We start from the raw sequence: 19,394 nt of genomic DNA, 5'->3' as shown, positions 1-19,394 counted from the left end.
ATGGATATTATTTACCCGGTAAAGGTCACTCCGGCGATCTTGACCAGCACCAACGTGCCCGAAAATGATTATGCCCAGTGGGTAGCCGGAACATATGTATTGGGTGATCGGCGAATTATCATCGCGGAGCACCTGATATATGAAGTTACCATCGCATCAACCACCGACTCGCCGCTTGCGGGAATCGCTAAGCCTGTTCCAAGTTGGCGAGTAGTAGGGCCGACAAATCCATGGCGTATGTTTGATGACAGTGTTGGGACGCTGACAACCAACCCCGGTTCGATTGTCGTGGTGCTGACACCTGGAACGGTCGTTAACTCGATGGCGTTCTTCAACCTTGGGGGGCGATCAGTTCGGGTGACCATGGTTGATCCCACTGACGGACTGGTCTTTGATCGAACGATAAGCCTAGTCAGCGCGGGCGTAAGCAACTGGTACGACTATTTCTTTTCGGATATCGAGACACAGACCGACGTCGTGTTTACCGACATGCCTGCTTACGGAACTGCATCTATCTCGGTGCAGATCGATGCGGGGTCGGGTATTGCATCCGCTGGCCACACCGTTATCGGGAAAATAAAGAACCTCGGTTGCGTAAGTTACGGCGCGGACGTTGGCGCTATTAGTTTCAGCCGCAAAGAGCGGGATACGTTCGGCAGCTTTATCGTCGTAAAACGTTCAAATGCAAAGCGGTCCGGGTTCGATATCACTTTCAACACCAATCAACTTTCATCGTTCCAAAGAACATTGATGAGTTTGGATGCCGTGCCGGTAGTTTGGATTGGATCACCGCTTGCGGCATATGAGGGAACAGTAGTGTTCGGGTTCTATCGAGACTTCACGCTTACTTATGAGGGCCCCAGGATTTCACGGGGCACTATCAACATCGAGGGCTTGACCTAATGGCTACTCCTGGACCCATGCCGGTACCACCGGCCGCCCCGAATCGAGGCGATGCCCCGGCTGACTTTTCGCAGAAGGCTGACGCTTCGACTGCTTACTGGCCGGTGATGACCGCGGCAATCAACGTGCGCGTCACCTACGTCGACGCGCAAGTCGCCGCCGCTTTGGATTACCGCAACGCCGCCGCCCAATCAGCCCAATACGCCGAAGCAGCCGCTGACCGGGCCGAGGCTGTAGACACCAACGTAAGTGAGCAAGTAGCCGCAGCGGAAGCCGCAGCCAACAACGCCGCTGCATCAGCCGCCGCCGCAGAATCAGCTCCCGGCTCTATCGGCAATCTCGCCCTGTTACACGCCCTCACCATCGCAATGCGCTAAGGAATAATCATGGCCAATACTTTCGTTGCACCGTTCGCACAGAAATTCAAGCTGGTCACGGCAATCGTCACAGCCGCTAGTGGTGGCATTGGTACGTCCACTGTCACCGGTTTGCAGCCGATAGCTACTGGCGGTGCGAACGGCTCGCTGATCACCCGCATAACCGCACTTCCTCGTGCGACAGCTACGGCGTCCTCGCTGATCCTGTTCATCGCCAAAGCCGCTACGCCCGCCGTATTCGTGATGGTCGATTCGGAGCTGATGGCCGCCTACACACTCGCGACAACCACGGCCATTCCCGAAACTACGTTCGGCAATATCACAAGCTCGGTTGGTATTCCGCTTGAGCAAGGTGACGTTCTGTATGTGGGCTCGCAGGTTGCGCTGGCGGCCGGTATCGCCTTTTCTGCTTGGCAGGCTGACCTATGATTCTCGGTAACCCGGTCGGGAATATTATGGGTAATCCCTTCAACCTGGCCCCGACAGCAGGCGACATAGTCGGAGGTATTGGCGATATCGTGCCGCGTGCCACTTCTCCCGGAGGCAGCTTCCTCAAACTCAACGGAGCGATTCTGGCAAAGACAGATTACCCGAAGCTGTTTGATGTGCTAGGCCAGCAAGGCAAGCTTAATTCCAACCTTCCGACGGTAAACACGACCACATTCCCTCCGGTGGCGGTTGCTGGCGTTGTCTTTGGGGGTGACGGATATTACGCGGTAGCGAATGGGAATCTGTCGATATACAAAAGTACCGATGGCTCTAGCTGGTCAGTTGTCGCTGCGGGGGTGTTTACAGTTGGCGGGGGCTGGATTTCCTACGCCAACGGGGCGCTATTTGCAGGCGAACAAAACGACAGGAACACCATCAAAAGATCCGTAGACGGGGGCGTGTCATGGACAACGATAACGGTTTCCTTGACTACCACGTACATGAGCGTCGTCTACGCGAAAGGGGCTTATGTACTGTTAACTGCGACAAGCTCAGGGGCATTAAGGTCCACTGACCTAATAACGTGGGTGGGGGCCGGAAGCATATCGGGCTCTTTTCGCTCGGCAGCGGTAGGAAAAGGAACAATTGTCGTTCCAGGGGGCAGCAATAACCAAGTGTATACGTCCATCGACGGAGGCGCGTCCTGGGTTACAAGCGTGCTAGGCGCAGGTAACTGGTCTGGCTCGGCGTTTGGTAACGACATCTTCATGGTTACGAACCGGACAAACAACACGCTGTACACATCCGCTGACGGGCTCGCCTGGGTGGCCGGCACACAGCCTGGCTCCAGTGTGGCTGGCACTCTATCCTTCGGTGACGGGTTATTTTACGGGATGGGCGGGACCGGTGCCGTCTATACGACTCTGGATGGAGCTGATTGGACACTGACAAATATCAGCGGCGGCGGCTCCTATGCCTGGGGGCAAACGACTTACGGCAACTATAAGTTTGTCGCTGTCACCAGCAGTATCTTCGTCGGCCTAGCATGGGACCGATTCGCGTACGACCCTATTCTGAATTTTCAGATACCTACGGTTCTTTTGCAAAATGGGTTATCCGCTTACGTAAAGGCGAAATAGCATGATCAAAGTAGAAAACAACATCCCGGTTCGCGAACCAATCCCCAACTTCATTGCGCAGCCAGACCCGGCAAGCATGCCTGAATGGTATGCCTCACTCCTCGACCTCTCATGGACAGACCCGCAGTTCGGATTGCAGGACGCCGCATGGTGGCCGGAAGAAAACGCTGACGTAGCGCTGGGCACCAACAAGAAGTGGGGCGCTGGAGTCCTCACGCTTGATGCTGATCGCAAGGTCGTAGTGGTCACGCGCAAGCAGGTCAACATGACGGCGGCAGAGAAGGCGGCGCGGGATGCGCTGATCGCCGAACAGTGGACAACCCAGATCGCGGCCCGCCGCTACACCGCCGAGACTGCCGGAACTACCATTGATGGCATGCCCATCGATACCGGACGCGACAGCCAAGGGCTGATTACCGGCGCGGCGGTGCAGGCGATCATCGATCCGGCGTATTCGCTGCACTGGAAAACCTCGGCTGGCTTCGTTGAGCTGACAGGCCAGCAGATCCTCGGCGTGGCTTCGATGGTTCGCGCGCACGTCCAGGCTTGTTTCAATCGCGAGGCTGCGCTGCTCGATGCGGTTGCCGACGGCACTATCACCACCGCCATGCTCGACGAGGGCTGGCCCACGTAATCCATCGACTACAAATTTCAGCTATCCCGGCCGCCTTGAGCGGTTTTTTTGTGCCCGCGATTCGGCGGGCCAAGGACTTTCTATGCCTACGATTTCTCGCGGACTACGCAATGACAACCCCGGAAACATCGACTACAACAAGGCCAATGATTGGCTGGGCCAACTCCCTTTCGATCCGCTCATTGAATCCAGATTCGCCCGGTTCGATAAGCCAGAGAACGGTATCCGCGCACTGGGCAAGCTGTTGCGTAACTACCGGGCCAAGTACGGACTGGACACCGTGAAGGGCCTGATCAATCGTTGGGCACCGTCGAACGAGAACGACACGGCTGCATACGTGGCCGCTGTCGAGAGCCGCATCGTCAAGGCGACCGGCAAGCCTGCTGGGAAGCTGGACCTGGACAGTCCGGTAATTCTTGGCTGCCTGGTGCGCGCGATCATCCAGCACGAGAACGGCAGCATTCCTTATTCGGATTCCGTCATTGACGAAGGTGTGCGGCGGGCTCTGGCATGAGCAAAGCCGGATCGCTCGGTAAATTGCCATACGTCGGCAACGGTCCTGGCCAGTTCTCCATCATTCCGCCGCTCCTCCCTTACAAAGTCGGTGAGTGGGCGCTTTTAGACGATCCGGTTTATACCGACAAGGCAGGAAAGCAGCATCCATGCCCTCGCTACTTCATCACTGACCTTGCATCAATCCCATGGCTAGCGGAGCCGATCTTCAATTCAGTTGATTCCCGGCTACCGGGCGCGATGCACGATCTTTTTTACTGTACCAATGCGCTACCCCGAGCCGAGTGCGATGCGCTGCTCAGAGAAATGTTACTGGTCACCGGCTGCGACGTCGTGCGTGCAAACCTGATCTATGCAGCCGTCCGGGTCGGTGGTGCGAGCCGGTACAAGGCCTGCACTGGCGGACCTAAGCGTGAGGACTTCGCCTGGGAATACATGACTCCTTATGAGGTGATCCTGTACGAGTCCGCTTACAAGTTGAGCGTAAATCACATGTGATGTTTTGATGTTTTGGGTGTTCGTCGGCAGGACGCCTACATTGACGGTCGGAAAAATTAGCACGCCCTTGTATCACTGCTAAATCTGAGATCTGTCAACCAGCCTTCACTGCTGATTTGCCGATCTGTCAACCTGCGCAGAATCGCAAGTTGGGTCGACGGCTCCTATTGCGTCCATCCACCTGCGGTGGCCGGAGACTTCCTCCGCCGCAGGAAGTTAACTTCCCCCGTTGGGGAGAGTGGCCCGCCCCCATCGGGGATTGGGTGTCCAGTAAACTTTGGAGCCCCGGCCTGCAATGCAGGTTGGAGAGGGCAGAACCGATCTGGCCCCAAATGGGGCTGGACACTGCCGCCGTCTGAAACGCAGCGTGATTCTCTTCTATATATAGGCGCGGATTGCATCTTGGCAGAAATGCCCTCGAATCGTTTCCGCAACTAAAAACAGACCCCGCGTGGTACTTGGCCTGTAGGCCCGTATAATGGGCACCATTACGGAAACTATATTGGCCTAACTCATTGAAAACTATCACAACTTCGGCAGACGAAATGGCCGCCGCTGGTTTTTCCCGAATCGCACTGGGTGTCGAGTACAAGGGCTCTCGCTATTGCGGCTGGCAGCGTCAGGCTTCCGGGGTGCTGACCGTTCAGGAAACCCTGGAAAATGCGCTGTCCAAAGTCGCCGACTCTCCGGTGTCGCTGTTGTGCGCCGGGCGCACTGACGCGGGCGTGCATGCCTGCGGCCAGGTCGTGCATTTCGACACTCAGGCCGAGCGTTCCATGAAAGCTTGGGTCATGGGTGCCAATATCAATCTGCCCCATGATGTCAGCGTGACCTGGGCGAAAGTGATGCCACCGGAATTCCATGCGCGCTTCAAGGCCATCGCCCGGCGCTATCGTTATGTCATTTATAACGATCAGATTCGTCCGGCTCATCTGGGTCAGGAAATCACCTGGAATCATCGCCCGCTGGATGCCGAGCGCATGGCGCAGGCCGCGCAGCATCTGGTCGGTACGCATGATTTCAGCGCGTTCCGCGCCGGCCAGTGCCAAGCCAAGTCGCCCATCAAACAGCTGCACCATCTGCGCGTTTCGCGACACGGCAAGATGATTGTCATTGATGTGCGCGCCAATGCCTTTCTGCATCACATGGTGCGCAATATCGCGGGCGTGTTGATGACGATCGGCACGGGCGAGCGCCCGATCGAATGGGCGCGGGATGTTCTGGAGAGCAAGGTGCGCAGGACCGGCGGCGTAACGGCACACCCTTATGGGTTGTATCTGGTGCAGGTTGAGTATCGCGACGAGTTTCCATTGCCGGAACGCTACGTCGGGCCGCACTTTCTGACAGGCTTCTCGGAACTTGACGGCTGACGTCCGGAAAAGCATTTGCTACCATCCCGGACTTTACAGAAAGGCTTGGGGTTCTCTACATGTCAGCCGTTCGCAGCAAGATCTGCGGCATTACCCGCATAGAAGACGCTTTGGCTGCTGTCGAAGCCGGGGCTGATGCTATCGGGCTGGTGTTTTATGCCAGGAGCCCGCGCGCGGTGACCGTGCAGCAAGCGCGGGCGATCATTGCCGCGCTGCCGCCGTTTGTCAGTACCGTCGGGCTTTTCGTCAATGCCAGTGCCTGCGAACTCAACGAGACGCTGGACGCCGTGCCGCTGGATCTGTTGCAGTTTCATGGCGACGAAACGCCAGAGCAATGTGAAGGCTACCATCGTCCTTACATCAAGGCGTTGCGGGTTCAGGCCGGTGACGATATTGCCGCCAGTTGCCGGGCATATTCCGGAGCCAGCGGTATTTTGCTGGACACCTATGTCGCCGGCGTTCCTGGCGGTACCGGCGAAACCTTTGACTGGGCCTTGATCCCGAGCGGTTTGAGTAAACCGATTATTCTGGCGGGTGGCCTGACGTCCGCCAATGTGGCGCAGGCCATCGCCCAGGTCCGTCCCTATGCGGTGGATGTCAGTGGCGGTGTCGAAAAAAGTGGAGGCATCAAGGACCATGACAAGATCCGCGCATTCATGAGTGCGGTGCATGGCGCTTGATAGCCAGCCGCTATAGATGTGACGGCTATTGATTGTCCGCCGTCCATAACCCTGGCTGCGCGATTGACGCACAGGTCGAATTCAAGAGTGCGCAGGTGTCGGTATGCCGCGCAAAAGCTGTTGCAGTTCCACGATTGACGACGTTGTTGTCATGCAGGTCAGGCCAATTGCCGACCGCTGACGCCGTGTTGTCAGATCATCCAAGAATTTAGCTCAAGGGCATGCGCAGACGTCGATTCGTCTGCGTTCGAGCCACCGGTACTGGAGAAATAAAGCATGAGCAACTGGTTGGTAGACAAGCTGATCCCTTCGATCATGCGTTCCGAGGTCAAGAAAAGCTCGGTTCCCGAAGGTCTTTGGCATAAGTGCCCTTCTTGCGAAGCGGTGCTTTATCGTCCGGAACTGGAAAAGACCCTGGACGTCTGCCCCAAGTGCAACCACCACATGCGTATTGGCGCCCGGGCACGTCTGAACATCTTTCTGGATACCGATGGCCGTGCCGAAATCGGCGCTGATCTGGAGCCAGTGGATCGCCTGAAGTTTCGCGACAGCAAGAAATACAAGGATCGTCTCACCGGCGCGCAGAAGCAGACCGGTGAAAAGGATGCGCTGATTTCCATGAGCGGGTCCTTGCTGGGCATGCCAGTGGTCGCTTGCGCATTCGAGTTCTCCTTCATGGGTGGTTCGATGGGGGCTATCGTTGGCGAGCGTTTCGTACAGGCCGCCAACTACGCGCTGGAAAAACGTTGTCCGATGATCTGCTTCGCGGCCTCCGGCGGCGCGCGCATGCAGGAAGCCCTGATTTCCCTGATGCAGATGGCCAAGACGTCGGCTGTGCTGGCCCGTCTTCGTGAAGAAGGCCTGCCGTTTATCTCGGTACTCACTGACCCGGTCTACGGCGGTGTTTCCGCGAGTCTGGCAATGCTCGGCGACGTCATCGTTGCAGAACCCAAGGCGCTGATCGGTTTCGCCGGTCCTCGCGTCATCGAGCAGACCGTACGCGAGAAGCTGCCTGAAGGCTTCCAGCGCAGCGAGTTCCTGCTGGAGCACGGCGCTATCGATTTGATCGTCCATCGCCAGGAGCTGCGTCCGCGTCTGGGCAGTCTGCTCGCGCAATTCATGAACCTGCCGACGCCTAAATTCGTCCCGCCGGTAATTGAGCCTATCGTTGTACCACCGATCCCGGCGAACGTATGACCCCAGGATCGCTGGGCGACTGGCTCGCCTATCTGGAGCAGTTGCACCCTTCGGCCATTGATATGGGGCTGGAGCGTTCGCAACAGGTTGCCCGGCAACTGGGTCTGACCCGTCCTGCGCCCAAGGTGATTACTGTCACCGGGACCAACGGCAAGGGTTCGACCTGCGCTTTCCTCGCGGCATTGCTGCAGGCGCAAGGCTTGAAAGTCGGCGTCTACAGCTCACCGCACCTGTTGCGTTACAACGAGCGGGTGCAGGTGCAGGGCGTCGAAGCCACTGACGTGGAACTGTGCGATGCCTTTGCCGCTGTCGAGGCTGCGCGGGGCGATGTCACGCTGACGTATTTCGAGATGGGCACCCTGGCGGCTTTCTGGCTGTTCGAGCAGGCCGCACTGGATGTTGCCGTGCTTGAAGTCGGTCTCGGCGGTCGGCTGGATGCGGTCAATCTGATCGATGCGGATCTGGCGCTGGTGACCAGCATCGGCATCGACCATGCCGACTGGCTGGGCGACAGTCGTGAATCTGTCGCCTTCGAAAAGGCGGGCATTTTCCGCGATGGTCGTCCCGCGCTCTGTGGCGATCTGGACCCTCCGGCGCCGTTGCTAGCCCAGGCTGCGGCACTCAATTGCCCGCTGTGGTTGCGCGGTCGCGAGTTCGATCTGTCGGTCACCGACCACAACTGGAACTGGCTGGGGCGCAACGGGGCAGGGGAGTTGGTTGAATTACGCGACCTGCCACTGCTCGATTTGCCCATGGAGAACGCCGCACTCGCGTTGCAGGCCTATTTGTTGCTGGATATTGCCTGGCAACCTGAGGTGATTCGCTCGGCATTGCTCGGCACGCGGATTATCGGTCGCCTGGATCGTCGTTCGTTCAAGTGGCATGGCAAGCACCTGCATTTATTGCTGGATGTGGGCCATAACCCCCACGCTGCACAGTTTCTCGCCCGTCGCATGGCGCAGCGTCCGGTCGTTGGCAAGCGCCTTGCGGTGTTCGGTTTGCTGGCCGACAAGGAGCTTGAAGGTGTGGTTGCCGAGCTGGTGGGCAGTATCGCCGAATGGGCTGTTGCGCCATTGCCGACCTCTCGCAGTCGCCCGGCGTCCGATCTTCAGCTTGCGCTACAGAACCTTGGCGCAAAAGTGACGTCCTATCAGAGTGTTGCGTTGGCGCTGGAAGCTCAGTGCGCGCACGCCACGGCCGATGATGAAATATTGCTGTTCGGGTCTTTTTACTGTGTTGCCGAGGCCCTGGAATGGTTGACCCGGCACGCCAAAGAGGAAGCTGCAAATGGCACTGCTGGATAACGTATTCAAACAGCGAATGGTCGGCGCACTGGTGCTTATTGCCGTGGCGGTGATCTTCCTGCCAATGCTGTTCACGCGACAGGACGAGTCGCATCGGGTATTGGTCGACGCGCCGGCTGCTCCGCAGACACCACCGACGCCTCAGGTGCGGATTGAGCCGGTTCCGGTTCCCGAACCTCAGGCCCTGCCTCAGGAGCCAGTACCGGGCGACGACGAAATTGGCCAGATTGCCCAGGCTCCATCGGCGCCAATCGCGCCTGCGCCGCCCGCTGCCAAGCCAGTTCCTGCGCCAGCTGCGCCTGTTGCCAAGCCGGCACCCAAGCCCGCCGCACCAGCTCCGGCGCCAGCCGCCCCGGCAGCAGCGCCAGCTCAAGCCGCGACCAAACCGGCCACGCCTGGCGGCGTCGATGCCAATGGCCTGTCGGTCAGCTGGTCGGTGCAACTGGCGAGCCTGTCGAATCGGGCCAATGCCGACAATCTGCAGAAAACCCTGCGTACCCAGGGCTATAACGCGTATATCCGTAGCGCCGACGGTGTGAATCGAGTGTTTGTCGGTCCGCTGATCGAGCGCGCCGAAGCCGATCGGCTGCGCGACCAGCTCGACAAACAGCAGAAACTCAAGGGCATCGTCGTACGCTTCCAGCCCGAACGCGGCTGAGGCTTTTTCAGCGAATGTGAGGCCTGCCGGTAATCCCCGCTTACCGGCAGGCTGGCGCTCTGCTAAAATGCGCCGCCTTATCTGTTCGCAGGCTCAAACGTGCCATTTACCCCGGTCGACTGGGCGATCCTCGGGATTGTCGTCATTTCTGCTCTGATCAGTCTCAAGCGCGGCTTCGTCAAGGAAGCCCTGTCGCTGGTGACCTGGATCATTGCAGGCGTCGTTGCCTGGATGTTCGGTGCGGGGCTTTCGCAGTATCTGGTCAGTTATATCGAGACGCCCTCGTTCAGGGTGATCGCAGCCTGTACTATTCTGTTTGTCGCCACCTTGCTGGTCGGCGCAATGATCAACTTTCTTATCGGAGAACTGATTCGAGTCACCGGGCTTTCCGGGACCGATCGTTTTCTCGGCATGGTCTTCGGCGCGGCGCGCGGGGGCTTGCTTGTCGTAGTGGCGGTCGGGCTGTTGAGCCTGGGGCCGGTGCAACAGGATCAATGGTGGCAGCAGTCCAGATTGTTGCCACAATTTCTCATGGTCGCTGACTGGTCGAAAAACCTGATTCTCGGGATGTCCAGCAAGTGGCTCGCCAGCGGCATCAGCGTACCTGCTGATCTGCCGTTCAAGGATCACCTTCTGCCGCCTACAATGCCGCAGGAAGTGCTCGGTAAATCCAGTTCCACTAAGTAGGGGTTGTGTCGCATGTGTGGCATCGTCGGTATCGTTGGTAAGTCGAATGTCAATCAGGCGCTGTATGACGCGCTAACCGTCCTCCAGCACCGCGGCCAGGACGCTGCCGGTATCGTAACCAGTCATGATGGCCGGTTATTCCTGCGCAAGGACAATGGTTTGGTTCGTGACGTATTCCATCAGCGCCATATGCAGCGCCTGGTCGGACATATGGGCATTGGCCATGTGCGTTATCCAACAGCGGGCAGCTCGACCTCGGCCGAGGCCCAGCCGTTCTACGTCAACTCGCCGTATGGCATCACGTTGGCCCATAACGGCAACCTGACCAACGTTGAGCAACTGGCCAAGGAGATTTACGAGTCCGACCTGCGCCATGTCAACACCAATTCCGACTCGGAAGTGCTGCTCAACGTCTTCGCCCATGAACTGGCCCGGCGCGGCAAGTTGCAGCCCACCGAAGAAGACGTCTTCGCGGCCGTGTCCGACGTGCACAATCGTTGCCGTGGCGGCTATGCCGTCGTCGCGATGATCACCGGTTACGGCATCGTCGGTTTCCGTGACCCGGATGCCATCCGCCCGATCGTATTCGGCCAGCGTCATACCGACGAAGGCGTCGAGTACATGATCGCCTCGGAAAGCGTTTCCCTGGACGTCCTGGGCTTCACGCTGATCCGTGACCTGGCACCGGGCGAAGCGGTTTACATCACAGAAGACGGCAAGCTGCATACCCGTCAATGTGCGGCGAACCCGAAATACGCACCGTGCATCTTCGAACACGTCTATCTGGCGCGTCCGGACTCGATCATCGACGGCATCTCGGTCTACAAGGCGCGTCTGCGCATGGGCGAGAAGCTGGCCGACAAGATCCTGCGCGAGCGTCCGGATCACGACATCGACGTGGTTATCCCGATTCCCGACACCAGCCGTACCGCCGCTCTTGAGCTGGCGAATCACCTGGGCGTCAAGTTTCGCGAAGGCTTCGTCAAGAACCGTTACATCGGCCGCACGTTCATCATGCCCGGCCAGGCCGCACGGAAAAAATCCGTACGCCAGAAGCTCAATGCCATCGAGCTGGAATTCCGCGGCAAGAACGTGATGCTGGTGGACGACTCCATCGTGCGCGGCACCACTTGCAAGCAGATCATCCAGATGGCTCGTGAAGCGGGCGCCAAGAACGTTTATTTCTGTTCCGCCGCACCGGCAGTTCGCTATCCGAACGTGTATGGCATCGACATGCCGAGCGCTCACGAGCTGATCGCCCACAACCGTACCACTCAGGACGTCGCTGATCTGATCGGCGCCGACTGGTTGATCTATCAGGATTTGAGTGACCTGATCGAAGCGGTCAGCGGCAGCAAAAAGATCAAGATCGATAACTTCGATTGCTCGGTCTTCGACGGCAAGTACGTGACCGGCGATATCGACGAGCATTACCTGAACAAGATCGAGCAGGCGCGCAACGACGCCTCCAAGGTCAAGACTCAGGCGGTGAGCGCGATCATCGATCTGTACAACAACTAATCATCAGGGAGGGCGCGGCATGACTCAGGAATGGGATGCCGGTCGGCTGGACAGCGATCTTGAAGGCGTGGGTTTTGACACCCTCGCCGTACGGGCAGGTCAACACCGCACGCCGGAAGGCGAGCACGGCGACCCGATGTTCTTCACCTCCAGTTATGTGTTCCGCACGGCCGCCGACGCGGCCGCGCGTTTCGCCGGTGAAGTGCCGGGCAACGTTTACTCGCGCTACACCAACCCGACCGTGCGCTCCTTCGAAGAGCGCATCGCCGCGCTGGAAGGTGCAGAGCAGGCAGTCGCCACTGCGACGGGCATGGCGGCAATTCTGGCCACGGTCATGAGTCTGTGCAGCGCGGGCGACCATGTACTGGTGTCGCGTAGCGTGTTCGGTTCGACCATCAGCCTGTTCGAGAAGTACTTCAAGCGCTTTGGTGTTGAAGTCGACTACGTGCCGCTGGCTGAACTGGCCGGCTGGGATGCGGCGATCAAGTCGAACACCAGGCTGCTGTTCGTTGAATCACCGTCCAATCCACTGGCTGAATTGGTGGATATCGCGGCTCTGGCCGAGATCGCCCACGCCAAGGGCGCGATGCTGGTGGTGGATAACTGCTTCTGTACGCCGGCGCTGCAACAACCGTTGCTGCTGGGTGCTGACGTGGTTGTGCATTCGGCCACCAAGTTCATCGACGGCCAGGGTCGTTGCATGGGCGGCGTGGTTGCCGGACGCAGCGAGCAGATGAAGGAAGTTGTGGGTTTCCTGCGTACGGCCGGTCCGACCCTGAGCCCCTTCAATGCCTGGATTTTCCTCAAGGGCCTTGAAACCCTGAACCTGCGCATGCGCGCTCATTGCGCCAGTGCTCTTGAGTTGGCCGAATGGCTGGAACAGCAGGACGGTATCGAGAAGGTGCATTACGCCGGTCTCAAGAGCCATCCACAGCATGCTCTGGCTCAACGTCAGCAGAAAGGCTTTGGTGCAGTGGTCAGTTTTGAAGTCAAAGGCGGCAAGGACGGCGCATGGCGGTTCATCGACGCAACTCGCCTGATCTCCATCACGGCGAACCTGGGTGACAGCAAAACCACCATCACTCACCCGAGCACCACGTCTCATGGGCGTCTGGCGCCTCAGGAACGGGAAGCGGCGGGCATTCGTGACAGCCTGATTCGCGTCGCGGTCGGTCTGGAAGATGTTGCTGACCTCAAAGCTGATCTCGTGCGTGGTCTGGCGGCATTGTGAGCGATTGGGTGGTGGAGGCCGCCAGCTCCAGCAATGGCCGGGTGGCCTTGGTCACCGGTGCGGCACGCGGGATTGGCCTGGGCATCGCTGCCTGGCTGATTACCGAGGGCTGGCAGGTCGTGCTCGCCGACATTGATCGTCCCCGTGGCTTGCGGGTGACCGAAGTGCTCGGCGAGAACGCGTTGTTCGTTGGCATGGATGTGGCCAGCGAAGAACAGGTCTCGGCGGGTGTTGCCGAGGTGATCGGACGCTTCGGGCGCCTGGATGCACTGGTGTGCAACGCTGCGGTGGCTGATCCGCGCAACTCCACTCTCGAAAGCTTGAGCCTTGCCCACTGGAATCGTGTGCTGGCCGTCAACCTCAATGGTCCGATGCTGCTGGCCAAGCACTGTGCGCCGTACCTGCGCGCTCACTGCGGCAGTATCGTCAACCTGACCTCGACGCGCGCTCGTCAATCAGAACCCGATACGGAAGCTTACGCGGCCAGCAAGGGCGGTTTGCTGGCGTTGACTCACGCCCTGGCGATCAGCCTTGGCCCTGAAATCAGGGTCAATGCGGTGAGCCCCGGCTGGATCGATGTTCGCGACCCGTCTGTGAGGCGCGCTGAGCCGTTGTCTGACGCCGATCATGCGCAGCATCCGGCGGGCAGGGTAGGGAACGTGGAGGACGTGGCAGCGATGGTTGCCTGGCTGCTGTCGCGCAATGCCGGTTTCATTACCGGGCAGGAGTTCGTGGTCGACGGCGGCATGACCCGCAAAATGGTTTATGTGGAGTGAAGGTGCCATTGGCGCTGTGATCTGTACGGAGTTGGCAAAGGCGCAAGAAATTGCGCCTTTTTTCGTTTCTGGCTTGCGGGTTGGAGCGTGAGGCTCGCAACTGCTTTTTTGGCTCTTTCGAAAAAAACTTCAAGCAGGCTATTGACTTAGGTTCGTTAGGTGCGTAAATTTCGCGGCCTCAACGAAGCAAAGGGTGATTAGCTCAGCTGGGAGAGCAGCTGCCTTACAAGCAGCGGGTCGGCGGTTCGATCCCGTCATCACCCACCACTTCGTGAGTTTCAAGCGACAAAGTTTGAAAGTTTGATAGCAGCATCGGACGCAAGTCCACCGACAAGCAGCGGTAGTTCAGTCGGTTAGAATACCGGCCTGTCACGCCGGGGGTCGCGGGTTCGAGTCCCGTCCGCTGCGCCATATTTTACGGATCGGGTCAGCCCGGTCTGCGATTGAGAAGCCTAAAGGCTGATCAGTCAGGGTTACAACGAAACAGATTCTCGAAAATCTGTTTCAACAGGTTCAAACGGATGCAAGTCCGAGCGATACGCAGCGGTAGTTCAGTCGGTTAGAATACCGGCCTGTCACGCCGGGGGTCGCGGGTTCGAGTCCCGTCCGCTGCGCCATACATAGCTTCGAGGCCCTTGAACTCCTTGAAGCGAAAAAAGAAAGCGACCTTAACGGGTCGCTTTTTTTTTGCCTGATTTCGGTAGAGTTGGGTCACCGTAGCGTCTGATTCGCGGGCAAGCCTCGCGCCTACTAGTCCATCTCAGGCATGTCAAAACGCTCTACCACTTCATCTCACCCTTGGCCACTTTCGCGCTCAGCACCAGTGACGATTCATCCGCCAGCTTTGGGTAGTGCGCTTTCATCGCTTCAATCAGTGAGACGGAGTCTTTGGCCTTGGTCGTTTCGGCGTCGAAGGTTTTGATATAGCGCGCGGTAAAGTCGGGCGATTGATTCGGCTTCAGCTCACCCGGCAGGAAATGACCGGGCACAATGGTCGCAGGCTGCAGTTTTTCGATCGCCGCCAGCGTCGCCAGCCAATCCTGATGGGATTTCGCGCTTTGGGTGTCCGCCATCCATACGTGAATATTGTTGGACAGCACCACGCCACCCATCACGGCGTTGATTGAGGGGATCCACACGAACGTGCGATCCGGCTGTGGACCGTCCAGGCCGATGATCTGCAGTTTCTGGCCTTCAAGCTTCAGCTCGTTGCCCTGAAGCACTTCAGGAACAATGACCTTGTCGGGCGCGCCAGCACCAAGTTTCGGTCCCCAGTAAGCGAGCTTGGCATCCTTGGTTTCCTTGATATGGGCTACGGTCTGGGCGCTGGCCACGACCCTGGCGTTGGGGAAGGCCTCGGTGAAGGTTTGCAGGCCAAAATAGAAGTCCGGGTCGCCATGACTGATGTAAATGGTGGTCAGATTCTTGCCGCTCTTGCGGATTGTTTCGACGATCTGCTCAGCCTGGGGTTTGGCAAATTGAGCATCGATCAGAATGGCGTCCTTCTCGCCAGTCACCAGCACCGAGGAGACCGGAAAGATGGCCTCATCACCCGGGTTGTAAATGTCCAGTTTCAACGGCTGTGCCGCCAGAGCGGAGCCTGCGAGCCCGAGCAGGGCGAAAGTGGCCAAAAGCCGTCGTGCGGGGAGCGGTAGCATGTCGAGTTCCATCTTGTCTGGTTGGGAGTCGGCAGATTAGTTGAGATTTATCGACCGAAAAACGCTAGATTGGCGGCAGGTTTGTTTCTAAAAACGGTCGAATCATGGACAAATTGTTGGCGATGCAGGCTTTCGTGACCGTCGTCGACTGTGGCAGCCAGACGGCCGCCGCAGACAAGCTTGGTTTGTCCAGGCCAGTGATTTCCAGATTCCTCGCCGAGCTTGAGGACTGGACGGGCGCGCGCCTGATGCATCGTACGACCCGCCGTTTGAACCTGACGGCGGCAGGAACCGAGGTATTGCCCCTGTGCAGGCGCATGCTTGATCTGGCTGAGGATATGCGCGCCGTAGTCGCGACGCCGGAGGTTGAGCCCAAAGGACTGCTGCGCATTACTGCCAGTACCTCGTTTGGGCAGGCTCAGCTTATGCACGCGATAACTGAGTTTGTCGGCCGCTACTCACAGGTCCGCGTCGACATGGTGCTGCTCGACCGCACGGTCAATCTGGTCGATGAGCGCATCGATCTGGCGATTCGTATCACTAACGAGTTGGACCCCAATCTGATTGCACGGCGCTTGACCACCTGCCGTTCGGTGGTTTGTGCCTCACCGGATTACCTGAGGACGCATTCAGCACCCAGGGTGATCGAAGACCTGACACTGCATAACTGCCTGACCCATTCCTATCACAGCAGCAGTCTGTGGCACTTTACCCGCAAGGGCGTGCCACAGAGCGTCGCGGTGAAGGGCAATCTCAGCAGCAATGATTCGATCACCACAATGCAGGCTGCGCTGTGCGACGCGGGAGTGGCGTTGTTGCCGACTTATCTGGCAGCGCCGCTCATCAGGCAAGGTCAGCTGGTCGCGCTGCTGACGGATTGCCAACCGATGGAGTTGAGCATTTTCGCGGTGTATGCCTCGCGTAAACACATGTCGTCAGCATTGCGCGCCATGCTCGACTTTCTGGCTCTGCGGTTTGCCCCCGCACCTGCGTGGGACAGTGATCATTTTGCCGCTTTGCCGGTTGTAACAAGATCCTTTCAATCTGTGCGTTGATCCTGCGCCTGCCTTGTTGCAGACTTGCCGATGTTTTCCTAGTCCGCAGTACTGCTGACCGTTATCTCCTCCAGGATTCTTGATGCCAAAATTATTTAGCTTTCGTACCGCGTGCTGGGCAGTTGCCTTGCTGGCTGCCGCAGGCTGTTCGGCAAAGAAGGCGGCCATGTATGAGCACGAAAACTTTGATGATGCGGGGACTTTTTCCAGAGCCTATCCCGTCACTGACTCCGCTTCCTGTGAAGCGGCGCGCCGTGCCTTGCTCAGTCAGGGTTACATCATCACCAGCAGCGACCCGAAGATGATCAGCGGGCACAAAAGCTTCCAGCAAACCGGCGAAACCCATATGGAGATCAGCTTCAATGTGGTCTGCGCTGCTGATGGCACCGAAAACAGCTCGACCATGTTCGCCAATGCCTTGCAAGACCGCTATGCGCTGAAAAAGACCAACAACTCCGCGAGCGTAGGTGTCGGCGTGCTGGGTTCGGTGTCGATGCCGATCGGCTCGACTGACGACTCAATGGTTAAGGTCGCCAGCGAGACGGTGGCGTCTGACAAGTTCTACGAACGTTTCTTCATTCTGGTGGAAAATTTCCTGCCGCCGGAAGCGAAGAATGCCGCGCATATCAAGGAAAAGCCGAAGACCGACCTTGGCATGCCTGAGCCAGCCGCCAAACCTGCTGCGCTGGCCGAGCCCAAGCCTGCCGACGTCAAGCCTGCTGAAACCAAGGCTGCTGAAGAAGCACCAAAGGCTGAGCCCGTCGCAGCGCCCGCTGTGGAAACCAGTCAGCCTATGCCGGCACCCGCAGCCTCTGATTCCTTCCAGGCCGAGCCAGCGCCTGTTGAAGCTGCACCAGCTACGCCGGAAACCACGCCTACGCCTTGAGCGTTGGAGCGAGCGGGCGGCTTGCCCGCTAATCGACCGTAGGACCGGCTTCAGCCGGGAGAATGCCTCTCGCGGCTAAAGCCGCTCCTACGAGAGCCCACAACCCGCAATTCACCCCAAAAACAGCTTATAAGCCGGATTCTCGCTTTCATCCCAATACGGATACCCAATCTCGGCCAGCGCCGCCGGGATCAGGTGCCGCTCGTTCTCGGGCACCACCAGGCCGGCCATGACCCGGCCATCGGCCGCGCCGTGGTTGCGGTAATGGAACATCGAGATATTCCACTGGCCGCCCAGCTTGTTGAGGAAGTTGAACAGCGCGCCCGGGCGTTCCGGGAATTCGAAGCGGAACACCACTTCATCGCTGACCCGCTCGGAGTGGCCGCCGACCATGTGCCGGATGTGCAGCTTGGCCAGTTCGTTGTCGGTCAGGTCCAGCACCGGAAAACCCTGTTCAGTCAGGCTGGCGACCAACGCCGCACGCGGATCGGTGTCGGGATGGGTCTGCACGCCGACGAAGATGTGCGCCTCGCGGTCGGTGTGGTAGCGGTAGTTGAATTCGGTGATCTGCCGTTTGCCGATGGCTTCGCAGAAGGCCTTGAAGCTGCCCGGCTGCTCGGGAATGGTCACGGCGATGATGGCTTCGCGGCCTTCACCCAGTTCGGCGCGTTCGGCCACATGGCGCAGACGGTCGAAATTGACGTTGGCGCCGGAATCAATCGCCACCAGGGTCTGGCCGCTGACGCCGTACTGTTCGACGTATTTCTTGATCCCGGCGACGCCCAGCGCGCCGGCGGGTTCGGTGATCGAACGGGTGTCGTCGTAGATGTCCTTGATCGCCGCACAGATTTCGTCGGTGCTGACCGTGATCACTTCGTCGACGTAATCCTTGCAGATGTCGAAGGTGTGCTTGCCGATCTGCGCCACAGCCACGCCATCAGCGAACAATCCGACCTGCTGCAACACCACGCGCTCGCCGTAGGCCATGGCTTGTTGCAGGCAGTTGGAATCATCCGGCTCGACGCCGATCACCTTGATCTCCGGGCGCAGGTATTTCACGTAGGCCGCGATGCCGGCAATCAGCCCGCCGCCGCCCACCGGGACAAAAATCGCGTCGAGCTGGCCCGGGTGCTGACGGAGGATTTCCATCGCCACGGTGCCTTGGCCGGCGATGGTGTCGGGGTCGTCGTACGGATGGATGTAGACGAAGCCCATTTCCTCGACCAATTTCAGCGAGTAGGCCAGCGCTTCGGGGAACGAATCGCCGTGCAGCACTACTTTGCCGCCGCGGGAGCGCACGCCTTCGACCTTGATTTCCGGGGTGGTCTTGGGCATCACGATGGTCGCTTCGACGCCCAGCGTCTTGGCCGCCAGCGCCAGGCCCTGCGCGTGATTGCCCGCCGACGCGGTGACCACGCCGCGCGCGAGCTCTTCCGGGCTCAACTGCGCCAGCTTGTTGTACGCGCCGCGAATCTTGAACGAGAACACCGGCTGCAAGTCTTCGCGCTTGAGCAGCACCTGATTGCCCAAGCGTTCGGACAGCTGGCGAGCGCCGTGCAGCGGGGTTTCCACGGCCACGTCGTAGACGCGGGAGGTGAGGATTTTCCGGGCGTAGTGATTGAGCAGGTCGGTCATCGCGTGCGTCCTTCACTGGTATTGAAGGCACGCAGATGCTGCGAGTTGAAGAGGGCGAGCGGGGTTGGGCAAATGATCATGTCTGACTCCTGAGTGGTTGGCCCTGGAGACAGAAAAAACCCGCCTCTAGGGCGGGTTGGGTGCACGCGTCGGCTAACCCGCCATGACTGGAATGGCGGTAATAATAATCTGGCCGAGGAAATGCTTGGTTACGTTCATGGCCTGAAGACTATTTCGGTTGTG

20 protein-coding genes and 3 tRNA genes are annotated in these 19,394 nt (G+C 58.8%); 21 read left to right on the top strand and 2 right to left on the bottom strand.

The window, feature by feature from the left end:
* From AABC73_RS20480 to AABC73_RS20390, 19 genes are all read left to right on the top strand, one after another.
* Positions 1-903 carry a hypothetical protein gene (locus AABC73_RS20480; RefSeq protein ID WP_341520705.1) on the top strand — a complete coding sequence of 301 codons (903 nt, stop codon included), beginning with the start codon at positions 1-3 and terminating at the stop codon, positions 901-903.
* Entirely contained in the window at positions 903-1,280 is a 378-nt protein-coding gene (locus tag AABC73_RS20475; RefSeq protein WP_341520704.1) for a hypothetical protein, read from the top strand. The genes AABC73_RS20480 and AABC73_RS20475 overlap by 1 nt, the downstream gene beginning before the upstream one ends.
* 9 nt (positions 1,281-1,289) lie before the next feature.
* On the top strand, positions 1,290-1,709 hold the full coding sequence (locus tag AABC73_RS20470; protein ID WP_341520703.1) for a hypothetical protein: 420 nt from the start codon (positions 1,290-1,292) through the stop codon (positions 1,707-1,709).
* Positions 1,706-2,848, top strand: coding sequence for a hypothetical protein (locus AABC73_RS20465; RefSeq protein ID WP_341520702.1), 1,143 nt, complete (start codon positions 1,706-1,708; stop codon positions 2,846-2,848). The genes AABC73_RS20470 and AABC73_RS20465 overlap by 4 nt, the downstream gene beginning before the upstream one ends.
* A gap of 1 nt (position 2,849) precedes the next feature.
* Entirely contained in the window at positions 2,850-3,482 is a 633-nt protein-coding gene (locus tag AABC73_RS20460) for a DUF4376 domain-containing protein (RefSeq protein WP_341520701.1), read from the top strand.
* Between the two features lie 82 nt (positions 3,483-3,564).
* The gene (locus AABC73_RS20455) at positions 3,565-3,996 is read left to right on the top strand and encodes a structural protein (RefSeq protein WP_341520700.1); all 432 of its coding nucleotides are present in this window, start codon (positions 3,565-3,567) and stop codon (positions 3,994-3,996) included.
* On the top strand, positions 3,993-4,493 hold the full coding sequence (locus AABC73_RS20450; protein WP_341520699.1) for a DUF1353 domain-containing protein: 501 nt from the start codon (positions 3,993-3,995) through the stop codon (positions 4,491-4,493). The genes AABC73_RS20455 and AABC73_RS20450 overlap by 4 nt, the downstream gene beginning before the upstream one ends.
* Before the next feature lie 545 nt (positions 4,494-5,038).
* Complete coding sequence (truA, locus tag AABC73_RS20445; RefSeq protein ID WP_331151764.1) at positions 5,039-5,863, top strand: tRNA pseudouridine(38-40) synthase TruA; 825 nt, start codon at positions 5,039-5,041, stop codon at positions 5,861-5,863.
* Positions 5,864-5,922: 59 nt separating this feature from the next.
* Positions 5,923-6,543, top strand: a complete 621-nt coding sequence (locus AABC73_RS20440; RefSeq protein WP_341520698.1) for a phosphoribosylanthranilate isomerase — start codon at positions 5,923-5,925, stop codon at positions 6,541-6,543.
* Positions 6,544-6,819: 276 nt separating this feature from the next.
* A complete protein-coding gene (gene accD / locus AABC73_RS20435) occupies positions 6,820-7,740 on the top strand; it encodes an acetyl-CoA carboxylase, carboxyltransferase subunit beta (RefSeq protein WP_341520697.1) in 921 nt (306 codons plus the stop codon).
* Positions 7,737-9,044, top strand: coding sequence for a bifunctional tetrahydrofolate synthase/dihydrofolate synthase (folC, locus tag AABC73_RS20430; protein WP_341520696.1), 1,308 nt, complete (start codon positions 7,737-7,739; stop codon positions 9,042-9,044). Before accD ends, folC begins: the two co-directional genes overlap by 4 nt.
* Complete coding sequence (locus tag AABC73_RS20425) at positions 9,028-9,702, top strand: SPOR domain-containing protein (RefSeq protein ID WP_341520695.1); 675 nt, start codon at positions 9,028-9,030, stop codon at positions 9,700-9,702. Before folC ends, AABC73_RS20425 begins: the two co-directional genes overlap by 17 nt.
* A gap of 99 nt (positions 9,703-9,801) precedes the next feature.
* Entirely contained in the window at positions 9,802-10,389 is a 588-nt protein-coding gene (locus AABC73_RS20420) for a CvpA family protein (protein WP_020290363.1), read from the top strand.
* 12 nt (positions 10,390-10,401) lie between these two features.
* Complete coding sequence (gene purF / locus AABC73_RS20415) at positions 10,402-11,910, top strand: amidophosphoribosyltransferase (RefSeq protein WP_065833408.1); 1,509 nt, start codon at positions 10,402-10,404, stop codon at positions 11,908-11,910.
* Between the two features lie 19 nt (positions 11,911-11,929).
* Positions 11,930-13,141, top strand: coding sequence for an O-succinylhomoserine sulfhydrylase (locus AABC73_RS20410; protein WP_341520694.1), 1,212 nt, complete (start codon positions 11,930-11,932; stop codon positions 13,139-13,141).
* Positions 13,138-13,917 carry an SDR family oxidoreductase gene (locus AABC73_RS20405; RefSeq protein ID WP_341520693.1) on the top strand — a complete coding sequence of 260 codons (780 nt, stop codon included), beginning with the start codon at positions 13,138-13,140 and terminating at the stop codon, positions 13,915-13,917. Before AABC73_RS20410 ends, AABC73_RS20405 begins: the two co-directional genes overlap by 4 nt.
* 191 nt (positions 13,918-14,108) lie before the next feature.
* Positions 14,109-14,184, top strand: a tRNA-Val gene (locus AABC73_RS20400).
* 67 nt (positions 14,185-14,251) lie between these two features.
* Positions 14,252-14,328 (top strand) — tRNA-Asp (locus tag AABC73_RS20395).
* Positions 14,329-14,457: 129 nt separating this feature from the next.
* Positions 14,458-14,534 (top strand) — tRNA-Asp (locus tag AABC73_RS20390).
* A gap of 162 nt (positions 14,535-14,696) precedes the next feature.
* Here the strand turns inward: AABC73_RS20390 and AABC73_RS20385 are convergent.
* The gene (locus AABC73_RS20385) at positions 14,697-15,575 is read right to left on the bottom strand and encodes an MBL fold metallo-hydrolase (protein ID WP_341524294.1); all 879 of its coding nucleotides are present in this window, start codon (positions 15,573-15,575) and stop codon (positions 14,697-14,699) included.
* Positions 15,576-15,679: 104 nt separating this feature from the next.
* Here AABC73_RS20385 and AABC73_RS20380 point away from each other — a divergent pair, with 104 nt between their 5' ends.
* Both AABC73_RS20380 and AABC73_RS20375 read left to right on the top strand, forming a co-directional pair.
* Positions 15,680-16,630 carry a LysR family transcriptional regulator gene (locus tag AABC73_RS20380; protein WP_341520692.1) on the top strand — a complete coding sequence of 317 codons (951 nt, stop codon included), beginning with the start codon at positions 15,680-15,682 and terminating at the stop codon, positions 16,628-16,630.
* Between the two features lie 82 nt (positions 16,631-16,712).
* The gene (locus AABC73_RS20375; protein WP_341520691.1) at positions 16,713-17,516 is read left to right on the top strand and encodes a DUF2242 domain-containing protein; all 804 of its coding nucleotides are present in this window, start codon (positions 16,713-16,715) and stop codon (positions 17,514-17,516) included.
* A gap of 111 nt (positions 17,517-17,627) precedes the next feature.
* Here the strand turns inward: AABC73_RS20375 and ilvA are convergent, their stop codons facing one another.
* The gene (ilvA, locus tag AABC73_RS20370) at positions 17,628-19,142 is read right to left on the bottom strand and encodes a threonine ammonia-lyase, biosynthetic (RefSeq protein WP_341524293.1); all 1,515 of its coding nucleotides are present in this window, start codon (positions 19,140-19,142) and stop codon (positions 17,628-17,630) included.
* Positions 19,143-19,394 lie beyond the last annotated feature (252 nt).

Origin of the sequence: Pseudomonas sp. G.S.17 (assembly GCF_038096165.1) — a bacterium.
Classification (GTDB): domain Bacteria; phylum Pseudomonadota; class Gammaproteobacteria; order Pseudomonadales; family Pseudomonadaceae; genus Aquipseudomonas.
This window is presented reverse-complemented; position numbering and strand designations above follow the sequence as displayed.

Coding starts and splice junctions, on each gene's coding strand:
- AABC73_RS20480 (WP_341520705.1), top strand. CDS start 1: ATGGATATTATTTACCCGGTAAAGGTCACTCCGGCGATCTTGACCAGC.
- AABC73_RS20475 (WP_341520704.1), top strand. CDS start 903: ATGGCTACTCCTGGACCCATGCCGGTACCACCGGCCGCCCCGAATCGA.
- AABC73_RS20470 (WP_341520703.1), top strand. CDS start 1,290: ATGGCCAATACTTTCGTTGCACCGTTCGCACAGAAATTCAAGCTGGTC.
- AABC73_RS20465 (WP_341520702.1), top strand. CDS start 1,706: ATGATTCTCGGTAACCCGGTCGGGAATATTATGGGTAATCCCTTCAAC.
- AABC73_RS20460 (WP_341520701.1), top strand. CDS start 2,850: ATGATCAAAGTAGAAAACAACATCCCGGTTCGCGAACCAATCCCCAAC.
- AABC73_RS20455 (WP_341520700.1), top strand. CDS start 3,565: ATGCCTACGATTTCTCGCGGACTACGCAATGACAACCCCGGAAACATC.
- AABC73_RS20450 (WP_341520699.1), top strand. CDS start 3,993: ATGAGCAAAGCCGGATCGCTCGGTAAATTGCCATACGTCGGCAACGGT.
- truA (WP_331151764.1), top strand. CDS start 5,039: ATGGCCGCCGCTGGTTTTTCCCGAATCGCACTGGGTGTCGAGTACAAG.
- AABC73_RS20440 (WP_341520698.1), top strand. CDS start 5,923: ATGTCAGCCGTTCGCAGCAAGATCTGCGGCATTACCCGCATAGAAGAC.
- accD (WP_341520697.1), top strand. CDS start 6,820: ATGAGCAACTGGTTGGTAGACAAGCTGATCCCTTCGATCATGCGTTCC.
- folC (WP_341520696.1), top strand. CDS start 7,737: ATGACCCCAGGATCGCTGGGCGACTGGCTCGCCTATCTGGAGCAGTTG.
- AABC73_RS20425 (WP_341520695.1), top strand. CDS start 9,028: ATGGCACTGCTGGATAACGTATTCAAACAGCGAATGGTCGGCGCACTG.
- purF (WP_065833408.1), top strand. CDS start 10,402: ATGTGTGGCATCGTCGGTATCGTTGGTAAGTCGAATGTCAATCAGGCG.
- AABC73_RS20410 (WP_341520694.1), top strand. CDS start 11,930: ATGACTCAGGAATGGGATGCCGGTCGGCTGGACAGCGATCTTGAAGGC.
- AABC73_RS20385 (WP_341524294.1), bottom strand. CDS start 15,575: ATGCTACCGCTCCCCGCACGACGGCTTTTGGCCACTTTCGCCCTGCTC.
- AABC73_RS20380 (WP_341520692.1), top strand. CDS start 15,680: ATGGACAAATTGTTGGCGATGCAGGCTTTCGTGACCGTCGTCGACTGT.
- AABC73_RS20375 (WP_341520691.1), top strand. CDS start 16,713: ATGCCAAAATTATTTAGCTTTCGTACCGCGTGCTGGGCAGTTGCCTTG.